This window comes from Symploca atlantica LB2515, assembly GCF_052546295.1.
In genome coordinates, this window is sequence record NZ_JBQWMT010000001.1 from 1,667,367 (window position 1) to 1,686,539 (window position 19,173).

General features: G+C 43.1%; 13 protein-coding genes and 1 CRISPR repeat array. Of the genes, 6 read left to right on the forward strand and 7 right to left on the reverse strand.

Features of this window, described 5'->3' with window-relative positions; translation table 11 throughout:
• The first annotated feature begins 34 nt into the window (after positions 1-34).
• Both ACT7WV_RS07110 and hisE read left to right on the forward strand, forming a co-directional pair.
• Positions 35-1,372 (forward strand): MFS transporter, encoded by a 1,338-nt coding sequence (locus tag ACT7WV_RS07110; protein ID WP_463424229.1) that lies wholly within the window; start codon positions 35-37, stop codon positions 1,370-1,372.
• A gap of 495 nt (positions 1,373-1,867) precedes the next feature.
• Positions 1,868-2,182, forward strand: a complete 315-nt coding sequence (gene hisE, locus ACT7WV_RS07115) for a phosphoribosyl-ATP diphosphatase (protein WP_445102237.1) — start codon at positions 1,868-1,870, stop codon at positions 2,180-2,182.
• 497 nt (positions 2,183-2,679) lie between these two features.
• On the opposite strand, the gene ACT7WV_RS07120 is transcribed toward hisE, so the two are convergent.
• The 7 genes from ACT7WV_RS07120 to ACT7WV_RS07150 all read right to left on the reverse strand — a co-directional run bounded on the left by ACT7WV_RS07120 (position 2,680) and on the right by ACT7WV_RS07150 (position 14,249).
• Positions 2,680-4,371: a glycoside hydrolase family 9 protein gene (locus ACT7WV_RS07120; RefSeq protein ID WP_445102238.1), complete on the reverse strand. Its 1,692-nt coding sequence runs from the start codon at positions 4,369-4,371 to the stop codon at positions 2,680-2,682.
• Positions 4,372-4,660: 289 nt separating this feature from the next.
• Positions 4,661-6,178, reverse strand: coding sequence for a glycerol kinase GlpK (gene glpK, locus ACT7WV_RS07125; RefSeq protein ID WP_445102239.1), 1,518 nt, complete (start codon positions 6,176-6,178; stop codon positions 4,661-4,663).
• Positions 6,179-6,426: 248 nt separating this feature from the next.
• The gene (locus ACT7WV_RS07130; RefSeq protein WP_445102240.1) at positions 6,427-6,852 is read right to left on the reverse strand and encodes a hypothetical protein; all 426 of its coding nucleotides are present in this window, start codon (positions 6,850-6,852) and stop codon (positions 6,427-6,429) included.
• Between the two features lie 11 nt (positions 6,853-6,863).
• The gene (locus tag ACT7WV_RS07135) at positions 6,864-7,349 is read right to left on the reverse strand and encodes a hypothetical protein (protein ID WP_445102241.1); all 486 of its coding nucleotides are present in this window, start codon (positions 7,347-7,349) and stop codon (positions 6,864-6,866) included.
• Between the two features lie 53 nt (positions 7,350-7,402).
• Positions 7,403-7,960, reverse strand: a complete 558-nt coding sequence (locus ACT7WV_RS07140; RefSeq protein WP_445102242.1) for a hypothetical protein — start codon at positions 7,958-7,960, stop codon at positions 7,403-7,405.
• A 735-nt stretch (positions 7,961-8,695) separates the two neighbouring features.
• Positions 8,696-10,995: direct repeats of the CRISPR family, unit length 37 nt; unit sequence GTTTCAATCCCTAATAGGGATTATAGGTAATTTCGAG.
• Positions 10,996-11,346: 351 nt separating this feature from the next.
• On the reverse strand, positions 11,347-12,282 hold the full coding sequence (locus tag ACT7WV_RS07145) for a hypothetical protein (RefSeq protein WP_445102243.1): 936 nt from the start codon (positions 12,280-12,282) through the stop codon (positions 11,347-11,349).
• Between the two features lie 179 nt (positions 12,283-12,461).
• On the reverse strand, positions 12,462-14,249 hold the full coding sequence (locus tag ACT7WV_RS07150) for a peroxidase family protein (protein WP_445102244.1): 1,788 nt from the start codon (positions 14,247-14,249) through the stop codon (positions 12,462-12,464).
• 568 nt (positions 14,250-14,817) lie between these two features.
• On the opposite strand from ACT7WV_RS07150, the gene ACT7WV_RS07155 reads away from it, so the two are divergent.
• From ACT7WV_RS07155 to ACT7WV_RS07170, 4 genes are all read left to right on the forward strand, one after another.
• Entirely contained in the window at positions 14,818-15,249 is a 432-nt protein-coding gene (locus ACT7WV_RS07155; protein ID WP_445102245.1) for a hypothetical protein, read from the forward strand.
• Between the two features lie 60 nt (positions 15,250-15,309).
• On the forward strand, positions 15,310-16,620 hold the full coding sequence (locus ACT7WV_RS07160) for a hypothetical protein (RefSeq protein WP_445102246.1): 1,311 nt from the start codon (positions 15,310-15,312) through the stop codon (positions 16,618-16,620).
• A 63-nt stretch (positions 16,621-16,683) separates the two neighbouring features.
• Positions 16,684-18,123: a Dyp-type peroxidase gene (locus ACT7WV_RS07165; protein WP_445102247.1), complete on the forward strand. Its 1,440-nt coding sequence runs from the start codon at positions 16,684-16,686 to the stop codon at positions 18,121-18,123.
• 27 nt (positions 18,124-18,150) lie between these two features.
• Positions 18,151-19,161 carry a catalase family protein gene (locus ACT7WV_RS07170; protein ID WP_445102248.1) on the forward strand — a complete coding sequence of 337 codons (1,011 nt, stop codon included), beginning with the start codon at positions 18,151-18,153 and terminating at the stop codon, positions 19,159-19,161.
• Positions 19,162-19,173: the final 12 nt, after the last annotated feature.

Sequence of the window (19,173 nt, forward strand, 5' to 3'; positions counted from 1 at the left end):
AAACAGCAAATTAAACTTTTGGCAGCTCTGGAATATGAGCTTTGGGTTTCTCGGCATCCAGTTTGGCTGGGGGCTGCAAATGGCAAATATGAGTGCCATTTTCGAGCATCTCGGTGCTAATGCCCACCAAATACCTATCCTCTGGCTAGCGGCTCCTTTAACGGGCTTAATTGTCCAGCCAATTATTGGCAACATGAGTGACCACACCTGGGGACCTTTGGGTAGGCGGCGACCTTATTTTCTCTCAGGCGCAATTCTTAGTTCGATTACCCTGATCCTCATGCCCCATTCATCAACACTTTGGATGGCAGCCGGACTACTCTGGATTTTAGACACGTCAGCCAACATCAGCATGGAGCCCTTTCGGGCGTTTGTTGGCGATTTGCTACCAGAAGATCAGCGTACCCAGGGGTTCGCGATGCAAAGTCTGTTGATTGGCATGGGAAGCGTCTCGGCATCAGCCTTCCCCTGGGTTCTCAATCACGTCTTTCGTATTTCCAGCCTCAGTACTACAGAACATCCGATTCCCCTAAACGTCGAGTTGTCCTTTTATATTGGAGGCTCTCTATTTTTGGCAACTGTGTTGTGGACTGTACTGAGTACCAAGGAATATCCTCCCAAAGACATGAAAGTCTTTAAGCAAGAGCAGACGCAGCGAGGTGGTGTACTCAACAGCTTCAGGGAAATTTGGACTGCTTTGCAGGAAATGCCCTTGACGATGCGGCAGCTTGCTTGGGTACAATTCTTTACTTGGCTCGGTCTGTATTGCTTTTTTCTGTATTTCCCACCAGCAGTTGCTCGGCACGTTTTCCAGGCTACTCACCAAAGTTCGCCACTTTATCTGCGTGGTATTGAATGGGCGGGAATTTGTATTGCCGCTTACAATGCTGTCTGTATGGTCTTTTCTTTTTTATTATCCCATTTGGCACGAGCAACTAGCCGCCAGACGACTCATAGCCTTTGCTTACTTTGCGGTGCGGTGGGTTTAATCTCCCTAGGGGTGATCAGAAATCAATATCTATTATTGCTGCCCATGGTGGGTATTGGTATTGCTTGGTCGAGTATTTTGGCGATGCCTTACGCCATGCTAGTAGGTTCCTTACCAGTGGAACGTAGCGGAATTTACATGGGAATCTTCAACTTCTTTATTGTCTTGCCTCAGATTGCCGTGTCCCTGGGCTTCGGTTGGGTAATGGAAAACTTTCTGGATGACAATCGTTTAGTGGCAATCGTCCTTGGTGGTAGCTTTTTGATCATTGCTGCCTTGCTAACACAGCGGGTACAAACAACGCCTACTGAAGATTTGGCTAATCTAACTGACGAAGAAATGCCGGAGATGGAAAACTCGGAAAAAACCGTGGTCAATACTTAACTCGAAGCCAACAGACGCTGCACAGTGCCAGTAGGCAAATTGTCAACTAAGGAAACTTCTCAAAGCTTTGTTCGTTAAGTTGAATTCAACCTGGTTGATGGTCACTTAAACTAGTTGTCTATTTCCCTCACTAAGGCTAACTATTAGTCTCTACTATTGAAGTATCAACGGTAGAGGCTTTTTTTACTGCCAAATTTCCCCTTCCTTCCAGGACATACCTAGTCTTTTTTAGGAGAGACTAGACTATGGGTTAGAGTCGGTATGAGCAAAAGCTTCGGCAAGCACTACAGCGATTTTCTTTATTAATCAATAATCATCTTTCCTGCTTAATTAAAGATCATTGACTTTTTGTGATGTTTGACGTTAGTGAACTATTATTTGTGTAAATTTCGGCTATATTGTTCAAGGAAATTATCGAGGAGTAACACTTTGAGAACGGAATATAGGCTTGAGAAAACCCCTGAGAACAAATTAGTAGCTAAGGAGCATCAATCAGTGAAGAACCCCAATCTACAGGAAACGGTTAAGATAATTAACGACTGTCGTGAAGGGAAATTAAGCCATCCCCATATTGAGGAAATACTGCGTAAGGGTGACGACAAAATCTTGAGAAAAATTGGCGAAGAGGCGGCTGAGGTAATCATGGCTTGTAAAGATTACAAGCTGGGCAACGGAGACAAAAAACACATAGAAGAAGAAGTAGGTGACGTGCTTTATTACCTTCTAATTGCTTTGGCTCACAATGATGTAGATGCAGAGAAAGTATTTAAGAAAATGTGGAAAAAGCGCCAGTTTGATTTTCTATCCTAAGTTATGAAGAAACTTGGGCAAATTTAAAGTTATTTTGATCTCAGGGGAATCGCAAAGTTTAGCGAACTGCCCTCAATACTAATATTGATTCAGCAAAAAGATCTGCTCGTAAACTTAGGCTATAGATTCGTCTATATCGGCAAATCACTAAGAACTATCTTCACCAAGCCTGAAAATATTTTAATAGTTGAGTTTTGCAGAAGCTTCTGTAAAACTTTGAGGAAAGAATCTGCACCTCTCCATTAAGTAGGGGTGCTACTTAATGTCTATAAAAGCGAAAACCCTCAGTGGGTAGCTGAGGGCGGTCACGTCGGGTGTATGAATCTATTAACTACATTATGAATTCTGAAAGGAGTTTTATTATTTAGCTTCGGTGAATTTAATGTGAAGACTTGGTGAAGTTATTATTTATCGAACTGAAAAAGCTGCCACAGGTTTACTGACCTGATTAATCAAGTTCCTCTTAAGAGAGCTTACCTTATTTTCTGGGCATCCAGTTAAGCTTCTCCGATCAGCATCCCCATCAATCCAATTAAGGAAGCATTGTAATCAATTGCATATTCATTAGTAGCATAAGACCGCTCATCGTCTACGTAACTCAGAGGACCCAAACTTTTAGGCGCAATATCATCTTGTGCATCCGTATTAGGGCCACCGACTAATAGACCTGGGATAACTACTCTCTTTGCACGGGCGATCCGGTGATGAACATGCTGTACTGCATTAGTGCCTACACTAGAAACAAAGGAGAGATTAAAATGATTTCTTCCCAGTAAATAATCTACCTGGTCAGAGGCTGCTCTTAAGTAGTCTTTGTTGCCAGTTAGTTGATAAGCATAAAACAGAGTAATTCCCTCTTCGGCTACCATCTTATTAGATGCCCAGACAAATTTATCAATAGCCAAACGATAGCCACTGCGGTTAACTTTTTGCAGCAAAGCATCCGCCCGTCCGATTAATTTCTGCTTAATTTGCTGCTTCAGGTCTTCTGAACCTTTACCACCAGTTCGCATTAAATAGTTACTCATTGCCAGTGGTGAAGGGTCCTTCCATTCAAACAGAGTATAGTCAAAGGTGGGTAGATTTTCAGACAAGTATTGCTCAAAAGTATCCTCGCCTGTGGTGATCAACAGTTCCGCTGCTGCCCATAAACGGTCGTCTTGATCCGTTTTTAAGGACTCTTCCGGATCCCATTCCGAGGCTAGGTACTTACCAGAACCACTATCATCCCCTTCAAACCAATCCACTTTCATTGAGGGTTGCCTTTGCAGGAAATCCCAAGCTTTCCGGGCTGCTTGCAAATAATTTTGAGCAAGACCTGAATCTATGGGAGCATAAACTCTTGCTGCCATTGCCATTGCCCCAGCAAACTTGCCAGTTTCTGGTGTGGAGATACCATAGACAAGCCTGGGCTGTGTGTCTTCATTGGGCATAATTTCCCCGGGCCAGTTTTTCCCCGACAACTTGCGGTAGACAGCACCGTCCCTCCTTTGCATTTTCAGCATCCAGTCCAGTCCCACCTTGACTTCGTCCAGTAAGTCTGGTCTACCATTACCACTCTCAGGAATAGTTAGTTGCCGATCGCTAAATAAGCTGGGATATTGCTCATATAAACTTAACAAGCGACCAACAGTCACCGCCGTTGGGCCGACGTACTTGCCAAAATCCCCAGCATCATGCCAACCACCTGTGGCAGATAATGACTCACCAGCTTGATGAAAGTTGTCTTGATGAGCAATAATGCCGTCGCTTAAATGGCAGGGAGGATGATTAATGCCAGTAACGGGATCATTAATAGCAACGCCGCATCTTTGCAGATAATAAGAACGCAGCAGCTTGGTAAAGGCATCTTGATATATCTTCCTGCCAATTGGGAAAACAGAGGACTCAAGATTACCTAGTTTGAGGTAATAGCTACCTTCTTGATTAAAATCAGTAAAATCAACAGTTTGGATCAGGTCTTGACTTGCTGAATCTTTTAAAGGTTGTCCCAGTTGGGTAACAAAAACAGTTTTGCGCGTTTTTGCATCAAGTATTTTGACTTGGTTGCTTGTAGGATTGTCTAGATTAATCAGGAAAGCAGCTTTGGTTCTTCCGGGACAATAACCCACTTGATTAATCACAATTTTGCTACTAGAAGGTCTCAGCAGCGATTGAGCATTGCCCTTGGCATATAATCCGTAGGTCATCGCGGAAACAAAACCAAGGAAAAATCTTCTACTAATTTTCATTTGTAGTTAGCAAGTTTAGGAAATAAATATTTTTAATATTGCTGATGCTGAATACAATGATTTTTACGAAACCAAGCAAGTAATTTCCGGATTTTTATCTAAAAGCCTTATTTGATGCAAGCATTTATTAAATAGCGATCGCTTGCTTACAGATCTCAAGACAGTAGAAAATCAAGTATTGTTTCCCTAGCTAACCTGGGATGAGAAGAAGCGATCGCTCTTAAGCTCTATGGCGAGCTAATGACTATCAATCAGTCCATTGTTTAGCCCGTTCTACAGCTTTTTGCCACATCACAAAATTGCCCTGGGCTGTCGCCGCACCCTCTCCTGGCTCAAAAACCTTGCCCACCTTGCTTGTCGCCACCAACTGGTCATAATCTTCCCAGAAGCCCACGGCTAAACCAGCACCAAACGCAGCTCCCTGGGCAGTAGCATCAATGAAGGCAGGACGCTCAACTGGGATGCCGAGAACATCTGCCTGGAACTGCATCAAGAAATCATTCTGAGAGGCACCACCATCGACTTTAAGGCGAGCAATTGCCGTATCACCGTCCTTGTTCATCGCATCTACCACTTCCTTAACTTGATAGGCGATCGATTCTAGGACAGCTCTAACCATGTGTTCTCGTTGAACACCTCCTGTAATGCCGAGGAATGCACCACGAGCACTCATATCCCAGTGGGGTGCACCCAAGCCACTCAGAGCTGGTACAAAGTAGACACCATTTGTGTCTTCTAGCTGACGCGCTAATGCGTCTGTTTCTGGTGCCGAGTTGATCAGCTTGATACCATCCCGCAGCCACTGAATGCAGGCTCCTGTGGTAAACATGGCTCCTTCTAGGGCGTAGTTGGTATCAATGGCACCCTCTGGCCCTGCTTTGCTCCAAGCTACCGTTGAGAGCAGTCGATTTTGCGATCGCGTCATTTCTTTGCCTGTCTGGGCGACCAAGAAGCAGCCAGTGCCGTAGGTGCATTTTAACAAGCCGGGGCGATCGCATCCGTGAGCAAACAGTGCTGCCTGTTGGTCACCGAAGATAGCAGTGATGGGAATCGAAGCTCCCAACAAGTCAGGGTCAGTATTGCCAAACATGCCCATACTCGGCTTAATCTGGGGCATCATCTGGGCAGGGATACCGAATAAATCTAAAAGTTCCGTGTCCCAGTCCCCTTTAGCCAGATTCATCAACATGGTGCGGCTAGCATTGCTGTGGTCTGTCGCATGGACTTGCCCTCCCGTCAAATTCCAGAGAACCCAGGTATCGATTGTGCCAGCTAAAACGTTATCCAGGTTAGTATCAGGTTGGTTCTGCCGTACCCAATCCAGCAGCCAAGCTAGTTTTGTGGCAGAAAAGTAGGCATCCAGAACTAGTCCTGTATGTTCTTGAACTTTTTGGGCATAACCTTGCTCAATTAACTCACGACACACGGCAGAGGTACGGCGGTCTTGCCAAACGATCGCATTATGTAGGGGTTTGCCTGTGGTTTTATCCCACAGCAGGCAGGTTTCCCGTTGAACTGTTAGACCAATTGCGGCTACTTGTGAGGCGGAAATATCTGCATCACCCAATGCCTCATACATTACCAGGCGAGTATCTCGCCAAATCTGCTCAGGATCGTGCTCTAACCAGCCAGGTTGGGGGTAATGCTGGGTTAGTTCCTTATACTCTTGACTTACGACGTTTCCTTCAGAATTGAAAAGAATAGCGCGGTTGCCTGTGGTGCCAAGGTCTAAAGAAAGCACATATTGAGGCTTTTTTGTTGTCATGGTTAATAAAACTTTGAAATCTCGCAATCAACCCAGTTGGGGGTTGGGTATCACTTGTAACAGCTTAAGTGCTAGAAATGCTGCAATCCTTAGTGTTTCTTAAAACCGAGAATCCAGATACCCCTTCGACTAGCCCATGGCTGTGACGTAAAACTGTAGTCCTCTCCGTATTGTCTAAGGGCTCCACAGCTTTAGCTTCTGCTGCGCCACCTGGTGAGTAGTTGATTGAGGTCAGCAGGTTAATACTACTAGCGCGATTCCCTGATATCGGCTTCTTCCGAGCTCAGGCTCCAACCAATGACAAGAAGCTCTTTACTCGTAAGTGACCCGTAAGTTGTCACCGATAAAACATTACCAAAGTGGTCAGAGAATGACATCTTACAATATCCTTGACCACTACATGCTGATAGTTCGGGATACTCATTACAAATTTTGACTTCTCCGAAGCACTCTGAGATGACTTTTTGATCGGTTTCACGATAGCCATAAGCTGGTAAACTCGCATACTGCCAACCTGCATTTACCAGTAAAGTTTTTGCATCCTGATATGACATGTTTTGGCGTAACTTGATTTCTAGAACTTCCGCAGAAACAGGAAATGCCACGCTCAATAAAGTAATACTAGCTAAAACAGTTAAGCCAAGTCTACGGTACAGAGATTCTATCATTTTCATTTTTTGCTCAATTATTGTTCATACAAACTTAAAGTACAAACCCGTTGTAACATTTTCTGGCTAGCAACACTGTCAGCTTCAACCAGAAAATATTGAGGCCAATAGTCTATAAAAGTAGTGAAGGTTTTCCAGTTTGGGTTAGCAGCCAAATTGCCACTGTTACAGGATTTGGTGTATGCACTTCTTTTCCTGCCTCCAATGCTGTAATCAAATGCCACAACTTTTATTTTTGGTAAGTCGTCATAGAATCCATCTTCATTGTTGAGAGAATCGTCAGTCAGCATCATCTCAAACTCAATGCTTTTTTCGTTTAACCTGAGTGTTTCACCGCCATTGGTTCTACCAAAGTCTACCCATTGTTCTTGGTTTGTTTGAGCAAGGACAGGTGTTGAAAATATAGACAGAGAAGCAATAGCGAGTGCTGTCGCAGATTTGATGAGTTGCATAATTTTATCGTTCGGTGATTCACTTAATAGAAAAGTTAAGAGCGTCAACATTTCTATTTGATAAGCTCAAATCGTTCCAAAATTGTCTCGTGTAAGGTCACTAGTTAGGGGTCACAACTAGTTGGATCTGTGATGCATAATTTATATTCTTGAATCCGTTTAGCCTGAGCAGATTTCTTAGATACAACACCAAAATGGACAATTGTCTGGTCTGTATAATGCCATGTCTCGTAGTTGTATAATTTACCCTGATACCATCTTTTTGGACCGCTATCAGAGACAGTTTCTACGAGTGTTGACGTTTTGAAATCATCTAAAATGTTTTGCCCCCAAAAATTTTTGATGAGATTGTCTCCACTTGAAATAGCCCCTCCCTCAATTTGTCCACCTGAACTATTCACTTTTTGAAAAAGTACTGTTCCAAAACAGTCAGGAGAGAGATAGCATTTTGGGCGGTAGTCAATTATCTCTGTTTCAACATTGCCTTGGGCATTGAAAAAGACGGACAAGCGAGCAGTGCCATTTGCTATTTCAATCGAGCGATTGCGTTGGAACCAAGCATCAAGGGCATCGGATGTCATGTCAGGTAAAGCTTGGGCGACACCGGAAAAAGTGAAACAACTTACCAGTAAAGGGAAGGCAAATTGCAGTGCTTTATTCATAAATAGTTCATAAAACAAATAGATAAAATACCAATGCTAGCTGCACCCACAATCCATCGGTATAACTATTAGTTGTACCGGATTTGCAGTCTAACACTTAGGCTAATGAGGTTATGCCGCACCCACTGCTCTAATTTTTGATGGGAGATACTTTATTAGTGAATACAACCTAACACACTGATGCACTGCTGTAACTAGATTAGTTGAGAAGCTTGCAGTCTAGCTGGACTTACGGGAGTGTTAAAGTATGTCAATATTAATGGGTGTTGTTGATAAAGATGCAAAAGACAGAAACTTCTATAACTCCACACTACACTTATCCTCCCCGCCAGCGAGTATGTATTGATTTGGGGTTTATGGGAAGAGAGGGTGCTACTACTGGGTACATTCAGGGTATTGCTAGTCATGTACCAGGACTTTCGACGGTGTGGATTGTTGAATTGGAGTCTCTACTAGAAAATCATCCCTACTCCTGTGTTACGGTTCCGGAGACTGCCTTAACTGCCGTTGAAGAGTTACTTTATACCAATACTTCGCTCAATATTCGAGAGCGAGTGTTAGATTTTCTTAGTCATCAAAATGACCCAGTTTCTTTGAGTCAGTTGCATGAAGCAATGCCTGATTTACTCCCAGGTTCACTAGATGCTTGTTGTCATCAAATGGGTAGTGCTGGCACTATTGGCAAGGTTAGTTATCCTCGCCCTAATGGTGGGTATATTACTTATTTTTCTCGTAATTTCAATCCCTAATAGGGATTATAGATAATTTCGAGTCTGGTGAGTAGGTAGTGAGTATGAAGGCATTAGTCGTTTCAATCCCTAATAGGGATTATAGGTAATTTCGAGAGCGAGAGTTAGATTCTCATGAGGGCATTTTCTCTGTTTCAATCCCTAATAGGGATTATAGGTAATTTCGAGAAGCGATGGGACACAAAAGAGTCCAGATATCATGTTTCAATCCCTGATAGGGATTATAGGTAATTTCGAGCAAGACCCCGACGGCATGTTGAGCCGATTCCTTCTGTTTCAATCCCTGATAGGGATTATAGGTAATTTCGAGATAAAGCCCAAATCTAAGCCGCGAGACAGTGAGATGTTTCAATCCCTGATAGGGATTATAGGTAATTTCGAGAACCATCCTTTTTTAGGAGAACTCAAGCAGTTACTAGATAAAGTTTCAATCCCTGATAGGGATTATAGGTAATTTCGAGCCGTCACCAATCCGTCACACTTTTGGGGGTAATCCGTGTTTCAATCCCTGATAGGGATTATAGGTAATTTCGAGAAATCATGATGTTTTTCCCTTGGTCGTATATCTTATTTGTTTCAATCCCTGATAGGGATTATAGGTAATTTCGAGGGGAAGGTCGGGCAGTGTCAAAAGGAAGCGGCTCGTTTCAATCCCTGATAGGGATTATAGGTAATTTCGAGAATCAACCGCGCCTTAGTGGCTAATTTCTCTCCCGTTTCAATCCCTGATAGGGATTATAGGTAATTTCGAGTTATCCATGGATTCAAAGCCCTTGCCCATACCATGTTTCAATCCCTGATAGGGATTATAGGTAATTTCGAGGAACAAGCGCCACGATGCCACACTTGCGATATTTAGGGTTTCAATCCCTGATAGGGATTATAGGTAATTTCGAGAAATTCACAGCCAAGTAGTCGAAGCCACCCCAGGTTTCAATCCCTGATAGGGATTATAGGTAATTTCGAGACAATGAGCGGCGTGAAGGGGCAAATAAATAACAGTAGTTTCAATCCCTAATAGGGATTATAGGTAATTTCGAGTTATCAAGCCGTTTAGCTGATAGTAGGTATCCTTACCCTCTGGCGTGTTTCAATCCCTAATAGGGATTATAGGTAATTTCGAGTAAATGTCTATGAGATTCGCTTTCAGAACCTCAGGTTTCAATCCCTAATAGGGATTATAGGTAATTTCGAGAGTTTTGGCGCTACTTCTCTGTTGTCAAATAATGTGTTTCAATCCCTAATAGGGATTATAGGTAATTTCGAGAATTACATCCTCTGGCACCCATGAGCGATCCAATAGGTTTCAATCCCTAATAGGGATTATAGGTAATTTCGAGTTTAGCCCGACTGGCGAGTCCATTTATTGGATGGGTTTCAATCCCTAATAGGGATTATAGGTAATTTCGAGGTATTGAAATATCTCGATGAACTGGAGAAAGCCATAGTTTCAATCCCTAATAGGGATTATAGGTAATTTCGAGATTTTTTCTTTGCTGGCACAGCATCCCAGAACCTCCCTGTTTCAATCCCTAATAGGGATTATAGGTAATTTCGAGGTAGAAAAAATGTGCACTCGACTAGACATAAGCTACTGGAGTTTCAATCCCTAATAGGGATTATAGGTAATTTCGAGGCGCCGCGATTCAACCTTAGATCATCATCTTGGTTGATGTTTCAATCCCTAATAGGGATTATAGGTAATTTCGAGCAGTCGCATAAGCTTCTCCAGTAGCTTCATTAATGTTTCAATCCCTAATAGGGATTATAGGTAATTTCGAGATCTACGACAACACCATTAAGCAAAGTCCTAATTTTGAGTTTCAATCCCTAATAGGGATTATAGGTAATTTCGAGAGGTTCAGTTAGCTGTGGCATAGTTTACTTATTCGTTTCAATCCCTAATAGGGATTATAGGTAATTTCGAGAGCTTCAATCGAGAGATTCGGGGACACTCTACATCGTTTCAATCCCTAATAGGGATTATAGGTAATTTCGAGTTTAGCCCCTGGCGGCTACCAGGGGCCAAACAGCAGTTTCAATCCCTAATAGGGATTATAGGTAATTTCGAGGCAATCTCAACAACACCTAAAGATATCTCGAATCAGTTTCAATCCCTAATAGGGATTATAGGTAATTTCGAGGTCGAGGCATCAATAAAGCGCTTTGAAGCCAATGTTTCAATCCCTAATAGGGATTATAGGTAATTTCGAGCTATTAGTTCTAGCCGCTCTCGGTGTCCCTGAGGCGTTTCAATCCCTAATAGGGATTATAGGTAATTTCGAGGCCGGACTCCTGAAACCTTCACTGTATTTAGTTTTCAAGGTACGATTGCGCGCCTGAGAAAAATTATAGCATTTCAGGCTTAGGGTTCGGCAAGACCTGATCAGAAATATCAGCTTTAACCCATATACATTAAGCATTTTAGCTATTGCGCGGCAGAATTTTTAGGATCGAGAGGTTCAAATTACCAGCCAGAGGGCGATTCAAGCATATTTTCCCACTAGCTGGAAAAAACACCTACCTAGCCGCGCACTCAAAACCTCAAGTCCCCTATTCACAATTATAAATGTATAGATGTTTTTGAGTGCTCTCCACTGCCTGCTGCAACTTCGACTCCCGCCACTAAATCACAAACTATCGATTAGCAAAACGCTGGTGTCTAAAGAACAACAAACTATCACCATAAAACGAAGAAACAAACTCAGACGTTGTGACAATCTGCCCAATTAATTCAGCTTTTTGGCGGTATTCAGACTGTTCCACAGCATCAGCAACTTTATTAGCCGCATCATCTCCAACTTGCTGAGGATTTACAGCATAAACTGAGAATAATAATGTTCCAGAGGGAATGGTAGCCAGGTCATTTCTAAAGTCGTGGGGTGGGCTTTCCGGAAACTGGAGATCAGGATTGGGTGCGAGAAAAAGGCGATAAGGATAATTAGGATTGGTCTCCTGATTACCCTTTTGGTCAACTTGTCCAAAACCCTGCAAATACAATTTTCTAGGAAATTTGCTGACTCGACTAAAAATTAAGTTAATCAGTTTAGGCCCTACACTTTTTTCTTCAGAAACTATATTAGATAATTCATGAGCAAAAAAGTTATAGTTATTCCCTTGACCCGATAACGAAACTAAAGCAGAGAAATTTTCGGAAGGCTTGCCATCAACAAAAAGCTTGAGTGCCAAACCAGGAGCAAAACCTCTATCTGCTGGATCAGCAGTTACTGATAAGCGTAATAGACCAGAATCAGCTCCCTTAAATAAACCAGTAAAAGGGCTATTAGTAGCAGGCACAAACTTGATTTTGGCAACACTTCCGTGGGCATGAATAGCTTTTTTCCACTTACGAGGAGCTTCATCAGCTAAACGATCCATTTTGATGCTTAAAATTGTTACAAATAAACCTAAAACATCAATTTTTTCTAGAGGTGGCAGTTGATCATATTGAGATTTTAAAATCCTCTCTTGCCAAAGAAAGTCCTGTTTTTTAGAAGCACTCCAGGATTCGTAATCTGCGGGCAAAGGTGGTAGTTCATAAGCACCCGACCAAAACTTACTAATTTCTTTCATTGTTTGATATCCCGTTAATAAAGTGGCGGCAAAGGGTTGCTATCAGTTATTACTTGTTTTATTGTTCACTGACAACTATTCCTGATTCCGTTGACATTAGCGACCTTAGATTTAAGGCGGTTGTCTCCTGATCAAGCCACTTACCGCCACCATGTTTCTTAGTACTAAAGTTCTCTAACTCATTTGACAGACGCTCCCAAACGTCGCCAAGGAGCAAAGGCATTTTCGACACCAAATAAGGCAGGACTTAGAGTGGGATAGTGTCGGTTGAGAATGGTTAACATACCGTTATTGTCTATCCAGTCAAGACCAAATTGGGTATAAACTTCTGCCCTGTAGTCGTTAGTAAAAAAGCGATCGCTTTTCAGCCGACGAGAGGCCATCAGGATGAAGATCCGAAAAGCAGTATCACTAAAACCAAAGCCTTCTGGTGGGTTTTCGGCAAACATGCCAACCATGAGGTCTACACTATTGATATCGTTGTTGTAAACTTGGCGCAGTTCCTTAACCCATTGTGGCTTATCAGTAATTTCCTCGAAGCAGGTAACTCTACCCCGGCCGATAAGTTCCCGAAAATCATTGTAGCGAGGAACGCCCCGTTCTCGGTCTCGGAGGATATCAACAGCAGCTAAGTCAAAAACTTCGCCATTATCCCTAACTAACTGTTGCAAAAAGCGCGGGTAATTGTGCAGTGTAATTGCTCCGGGGTGAGTAATACCAAAGGAGTAGAATAAATCCGGCATCTCCAGCTTTTCTACTAAAGCCCGACTTCGCTTACCGGAAACCTCAAAAAGATTTTCCTTAAGCAAAAATTTGCCATCTTTAACTGAATAAAATTCAAACTCATCTGGCATTAGGGCATGCATCCGATACACAGATACAAATTCTTCCGTGAGATAGTAGGGAGCAGTATGGTGATCTTTCGGAGAACCAATGATGCCACTAAGCAATTCAGTATCGCCAATATGCCCGAAAATTTTCTTGGTTTGCTGACCCAATAAACCCCACCAATTAGCACTCATCGCTATTTGCAAAGCAGGATGCCCCAGAATGCCGGGAGTCCATTCAACAGTATGAATTTTGGCCAGCAAAGCCGCATTAATTAATCGTGCATGGTTGAAAAGTTCGTCGTCTTTCCATTCGGGATATTCGCGTTGGAGATGCTCACAAATAGTATTGTGTTCTTTGATAAAAAGAGTATGCAACAGACTCAGCCCAACCCACCAGTTATCATCAAATCCGGCTAAATCAATGCCATTTTCTGGGTTGACGGGCAATAAGCCGTCTTCACCGATGATCATTTTTCCGTCTACGTGGGTACGTAGTTTATCAATGGTTTCCTGGTTGCTGCCATAGATTTGTGAGGCGTCCCACCAGTGGGTGACATGGTTAATATATGTTGGTGGTCCTTGTTTATTGCCATCGGTACGTGTGGCATCTGTTGAGGTTTTTTTGACTTCCAGAGGTCGATATTCCTCTGGCCAGGGGTCATCTGCTTCTAAGGGAAGCTGAATTTTATGATCTGGCTGGTTGCTGCCATGAGAAAACCAGTCGTGGGTCTGAAATTGAATCCAGGCTGCAGCTAGTAGATTTAAGGTAGTAGCTGGTACAAATTCATCTCGCGTCATCAACACCCGACTAACGCTGCGCGGATTGGGGTTTAGTAAATTCTTTTCGTTGGGATAGGCGTATTCAAGCGGCACATTACGTCCGAAGCGACTACCCGCCATCCCCATTTTGGGGTCTTGAAGGTCATTAAAACTCCCATCTGCGGTTCGAGTAACTAAATGGCGATCGCCAGGACTTGGCGCTGGTTGTTCCGCTTCTGTGGGCAACTTTGACGTATCGTGGAGATTTTTTTCCCGCAGGTCGTCGCGGAACTTAATTAATTCTAGCAGTGCTAGGGGTACGGGCAGTTTATGCCAAGGAAATGTATTCTCTAGGACTGAAGTCAAAAATTTTAGCACTATTCAACTCTCCTTTGGTAAGCTAGAAGTTTTTACTGAATATTTTTGACAAGATGTAACTTTTGTTAGACCTCACCTCTAGTAACAAATAAACCGGAAGTTTGTAACATTTCGTAAACCGTAAAGAATAATTATTTTCGTCAAACTATTTTTCTATTTTTGCAGAATCGACTATTGCTTGGGTAGCAGCGTTGTGACATCAAAGATTTTCATTATTAAGCTTGTACTTTTTTGAAGTTTACGGAAATCCTCAAAGTAATGAGGTATCACTATTGTAGGTCACGAATTAAAAGTTTAAGATTGGTTACATAGTCAAGTAACTCCTGACTTGGAGTCAGATTGAGGGCAAAGCTAAGGTGCGAGATATTGCCCAATTATGATTGCTGATCTTGGAATGGTGAGTACCGCTTCCTGTCACTATTATTTCTGGTAATCCCTAAAGTGAGATCACCCTTAAGGGTACTGTCAAGTCTTTAAAAATCGCAGAATATAGAATATATCTGACTAAATGAGCGGTGATTCAGAATAGATTGATTAACTTAAACTCAAATAAATGAGGCAATAATAAATGACTGTTACCACAGCCGATATGATGAGAATGTCGCAAGCCGAACTGGATGAACTGTATAGAAACAGTCTTCCGGGTACAATCCCTGACGGTGATAGCCAGGGTACAGCGATTATTGCTCCTGGAGCATCTTTCAGTAATGGTCTCTCCTCCCTGATTAAGTCGATAGCTTGGCGGGGCAAAGTCTTTCATCGAGAGCAACAGTACTTGCTCAATAAGATTACCCCTTTCCAGATTCATTTAATCAAAGCTCAAATCTACATGGGAGATAGCTGGGTTAGTGATGGACAATCGATCATTCTGGACTACTCTAAAACATCATTTGTCGCTCAACAAATTAGAGACGAAATACGAGAGGTTGCACCGTGTCTTTATCTAGGCAATGCCTACTGGGGAAAAACACGGCTACTCAATTTCATCCTGGAATTTTAAATAATGCTCCAGATTAGCGTGAATTGATGAATACAATGCCGCATTTATCTAGGTGGCTCTATGACACATCAAGTAGCACTGACAGTAATCGCTAAGATCAAACTGAGAGAGATCAATGCTCTCAAGCATTTGTTGGGTTTAATTAGCGAAGATATCGGACAAAATAAAATTATTCCCTTGGCAAAGCTGAGTAAGATTCACTTTGCGCGATTTTTGATTCTCGAAGAAGCAAAAGACCTTAAAGGAAACATCCTTAGACCTAGCCTAGTCTTTTCCAGCAATATTGATGCACCTTTAGAAGGACATCTTCAAGAACTCGTTGAGGTGGTAGGGGAAAGCATAGATCAGATCTTTAGTCACTGTGAAGGATATCCGATTGCGGGTGAAAGGACTAGGCAAAGTCGCTTAGCCTATCTTCGCGCTCATCAGATTAAAAGCCAAGCCTTCTACGTTAACACCGTTGGTCGTCCTGTAAAGCAGATTCACCAAGAAGCCAAACTACGCGACCAAATTGAAAGCTTTCTAGATCAGCAACAAACAAAACATCGCTGGTGGGATTGGAGTACGAAGGATATTCGCAAGGCAATCCAGGACTTGATCAGAGGAGAGAAAACTCTAACTTGGGCCGAGAATCCGGCCGCAGAACCCAGTTTGGTGTGGCGAGTTAAGGAAACGCTGCATTTCCTGTTCGGTACTCTACTCATACTGGCTTTATTACCTACTTTCCTGCTGATTTCTCCGATATTCTTTGCCATCCTGCGCTATAAGGAAACCAAAGATGCCCAGGAGAATGACTTAAGGTTGAGCAAGCAAGAAAGAGGTAATCTTGCCCTTCGCGAAGACCACGTGGTGCAAAATCAATTTAGTGCCGTTGGCTTGATCAAGCCCGGTTGGTTTCGGCAGATCACGGTCAGGGTACTCCTCTGGCTAGTTAATTTTACCTGCCGACATATCTTCAATAAAGGCAACCTGGCAGGTATTGACTTACTTAGCCTAGACGGCGTGGACACCATCCACTTTGCCCGGTGGATCATCATCGATGAAGGGCGACGTTTGTTGTTTTGCAGCAACTACGACGGTAGCTTAGAAAGCTACATGAACGACTTTATTAACAAAGTTGCCTGGGGATTGAATGCTGTCTTTAGCAATGGCGTTGGCTATCCCAAAACCCGTTGGCTGGTTTTGGATGGTGCTAAAGATGAGCAAGCCTTCAAAGCCTTTATTCGCCAACACCAGATTGTTACGCAGGTTTGGTATACCGCCTACCCCCAACTTACGGCTGTAAATATTGGTAACAACGCCCAGATTCGCGCCGGAATTTCCCAACACCTCAACCAACCAGAAACAGAGGAGTGGCTACGCCGATTTTGAGCCAAACTTCCAGACCAAGAAGATGCTACATATCCCGTTAAATTCTTAAGAACTACTAGCGCTATGTCCACCCTCGAACTCAACGATATTCAAGGGCTGATCGTACGTGGGTATTCTCAGCTTCTCGCTGCTCGTTTCGTATTACTAAAGATTGAGAACCCCAAAGCAGCTAAGCAGTGGCTTAGTACCCTAGCCCCTCAACTCCAAAATAGTCAAGAGAGACCATCAGAAACCTGCCTCAACATAGCCTTCACCTACGAAGGCTTAAAAAGCTTAGGCTTAAACGAGCAAATTTTGACCACGTTCTCCCCTGAATTTCGGGAGGGTATGAGTGAACCCTATCGCCGTCGCATTCTGGGAGATCACGGAGAAAGTGCCCCTGAGTTGTGGGAGTGGGGTGGTCCCAACACGACATCAGTAGATATCTTACTGATGCTTTATGCCACTGATCAAGCCAAACTTGCTACTTTCTACAAAGCTTACGCCCAAGACTTTGCTAGTGGAGGCGTTGAGGAAATCCTGAAACTAGAAACCTTTACTTTGATGGACGAAGAGGGCAGATTTCGGGAACACTTTGGCTTTCGAGACGGCGTATCGCAACCGACTATTGAAGGACTCAGCAGGGTCGGATCGCCAGATAATACGGTCAAAGCTGGAGAATTTATTCTTGGTTACCCTAACGAGTACGGGCTGTATACAGAAAGACCCATGGTGAAGGCCCAACAAGACCAGCAGAGTATTCTACCCGAAGATTCAGAAGGTTCTGGTAACCACGATCTGGGGCGCAACGGCAGCTATCTTGTTTTTAGACAACTTGGTCAAAAAGTCCAAGAATTCTGGCATTTTCTGGACAAAGTAACCCAAGAACAGGAAGGCACCAGTAACCCCGAAGCTAGTCTCAAATTAGCATCGAAAATAGTGGGAAGATGGCCAAGCGGTACACCCCTGGTAACATCACCAGACCAAGATGACCCATCCTTAGAAAATAACAATGATTTTGCCTATCATCACCTAGACCCCCACGGCTTGAAATGTCCTTTAGGTGCTCATATTCGCCGTTCCAATCCCCGTGATTCCCTAGACCCCAAACCAGGCACAGAGAAATCCATCGCCGTTAATAAAACACATCGGCTGCTCCGCCGGGGTCGTACCTATGGTAAACCGATAGCTGCCTCACTGGAACCGCAGGAACTACTCAAGGGCGACAGTTCAGGAGAACGGGGGCTACACTTCATCTGCGTCAATGCCAATATTGCTCGGCAATTTGAGTTCGTCCAGCAAACCTGGATTAACAACCCGAAATTTAGTGGTATGTACAGTGATACCGATCCTTTAATTGGCGATCGCCATCCTGGAGATTTAGGCTTAGAGGTCACCTTTACGGAACAAGCAACACCAGTCAGAAAGCGTTTAACTGGTCTTCCAGAATTTGTTGTGGTTCGTGGGGGGGCTTACTTTTTCTTGCCAGGTATTAGGGCATTTCGTTACTTGATGTCTATTTAAGTAACTTCAACCTTTCAGGAGAAACCTATGCAAAACCCACTAGAAAAACTAGAACTTGGCAAGGAACATGCTGTCCCTGGCGAGGAAGAAGCTTTCCAGAAAATTACTGATATTCACATTAAATCATTTCTGGAAACAGAGAAGAAACCAGTACCACGAGCCCAGCATCCTAAACATCATGGTTGTGTCAAGGCAGAATTTATTGTTGAAGATAACCTACCAGAAAATCTCAGAGTTGGTGTTTTTCGAGAGCCACGTAGTTTCCCCACTTGGATTCGCTTCTCTAATAGCAGAGAGCAGGATGATACCAAATTGGATGGGCGGGGGATGGCAGTTAAACTGATGGAGGTGGATGGTGAAAAGTTGTTGGATGACGAACAGAAAACCCAAGACTTTTTGATGATCAACTACCCACTTTTTTTTATTGGCAACATACCAGACTACGTTGAGTTTTTTAGTGCATTGCAAAAGTCTCGATTTCCGCTCAAGTTTTTCTTTCCCAGCTTTAATCCTGTTCAATGGCGTTTGCGGGAATTATATATTCTTGTGGCAACTGCTGTACAAAAGGTTGTTAATCCTTTACTAGTTCAATACTGGAGTACTACGCCTTATAAGCTAGGAGAGCAAGCAATTCAGTTTTCGGCAAGACCAACCACTACTTCCCAAAAAATCAAACCTTTCTTCAAGTCAAAAAATTACCTTAGGGAGGCAATGGTCGAGTATTTAAAGAACCAAGAAGCTTGTTTTGATTTTATGGTTCAGTTACAGACTGACCCAGTAAAAATGCCGATTGAAAATCCAACGATTAGATGGAATTCACCTTATATCAAGGTAGCAACTATTAAAATTCCTCCTCAGAGTTTTGATTCTGATGAGCAAATGAAGTTCTGTGAAAATCTTGCTTATACTCCTTGGCATTCTTTGCCAGAACACCGACCCCTAGGCGGTATCAACCGTGGTCGTCTCATGGTTTACCAAATGTTGTCTAAACAGCGGCATGACTTAAATAATGCTCCCTTAAGAGAACCGACTCCTTAAACCCGACAAACA

Coding starts and splice junctions, on each gene's coding strand:
- ACT7WV_RS07145 (WP_445102243.1), bottom strand. CDS start 12,282: ATGAAAGAAATTAGTAAGTTTTGGTCGGGTGCTTATGAACTACCACCT.
- ACT7WV_RS07110 (WP_463424229.1), top strand. CDS start 35: ATGAGCTTTGGGTTTCTCGGCATCCAGTTTGGCTGGGGGCTGCAAATG.
- ACT7WV_RS07135 (WP_445102241.1), bottom strand. CDS start 7,349: ATGTTGACGCTCTTAACTTTTCTATTAAGTGAATCACCGAACGATAAA.
- ACT7WV_RS07140 (WP_445102242.1), bottom strand. CDS start 7,960: ATGAATAAAGCACTGCAATTTGCCTTCCCTTTACTGGTAAGTTGTTTC.
- ACT7WV_RS07130 (WP_445102240.1), bottom strand. CDS start 6,852: ATGAAAATGATAGAATCTCTGTACCGTAGACTTGGCTTAACTGTTTTA.
- ACT7WV_RS07120 (WP_445102238.1), bottom strand. CDS start 4,371: ATGACCTACGGATTATATGCCAAGGGCAATGCTCAATCGCTGCTGAGA.
- ACT7WV_RS07170 (WP_445102248.1), top strand. CDS start 18,151: ATGCAAAACCCACTAGAAAAACTAGAACTTGGCAAGGAACATGCTGTC.
- ACT7WV_RS07160 (WP_445102246.1), top strand. CDS start 15,310: ATGACACATCAAGTAGCACTGACAGTAATCGCTAAGATCAAACTGAGA.
- ACT7WV_RS07155 (WP_445102245.1), top strand. CDS start 14,818: ATGACTGTTACCACAGCCGATATGATGAGAATGTCGCAAGCCGAACTG.
- ACT7WV_RS07165 (WP_445102247.1), top strand. CDS start 16,684: ATGTCCACCCTCGAACTCAACGATATTCAAGGGCTGATCGTACGTGGG.
- glpK (WP_445102239.1), bottom strand. CDS start 6,178: ATGACAACAAAAAAGCCTCAATATGTGCTTTCTTTAGACCTTGGCACC.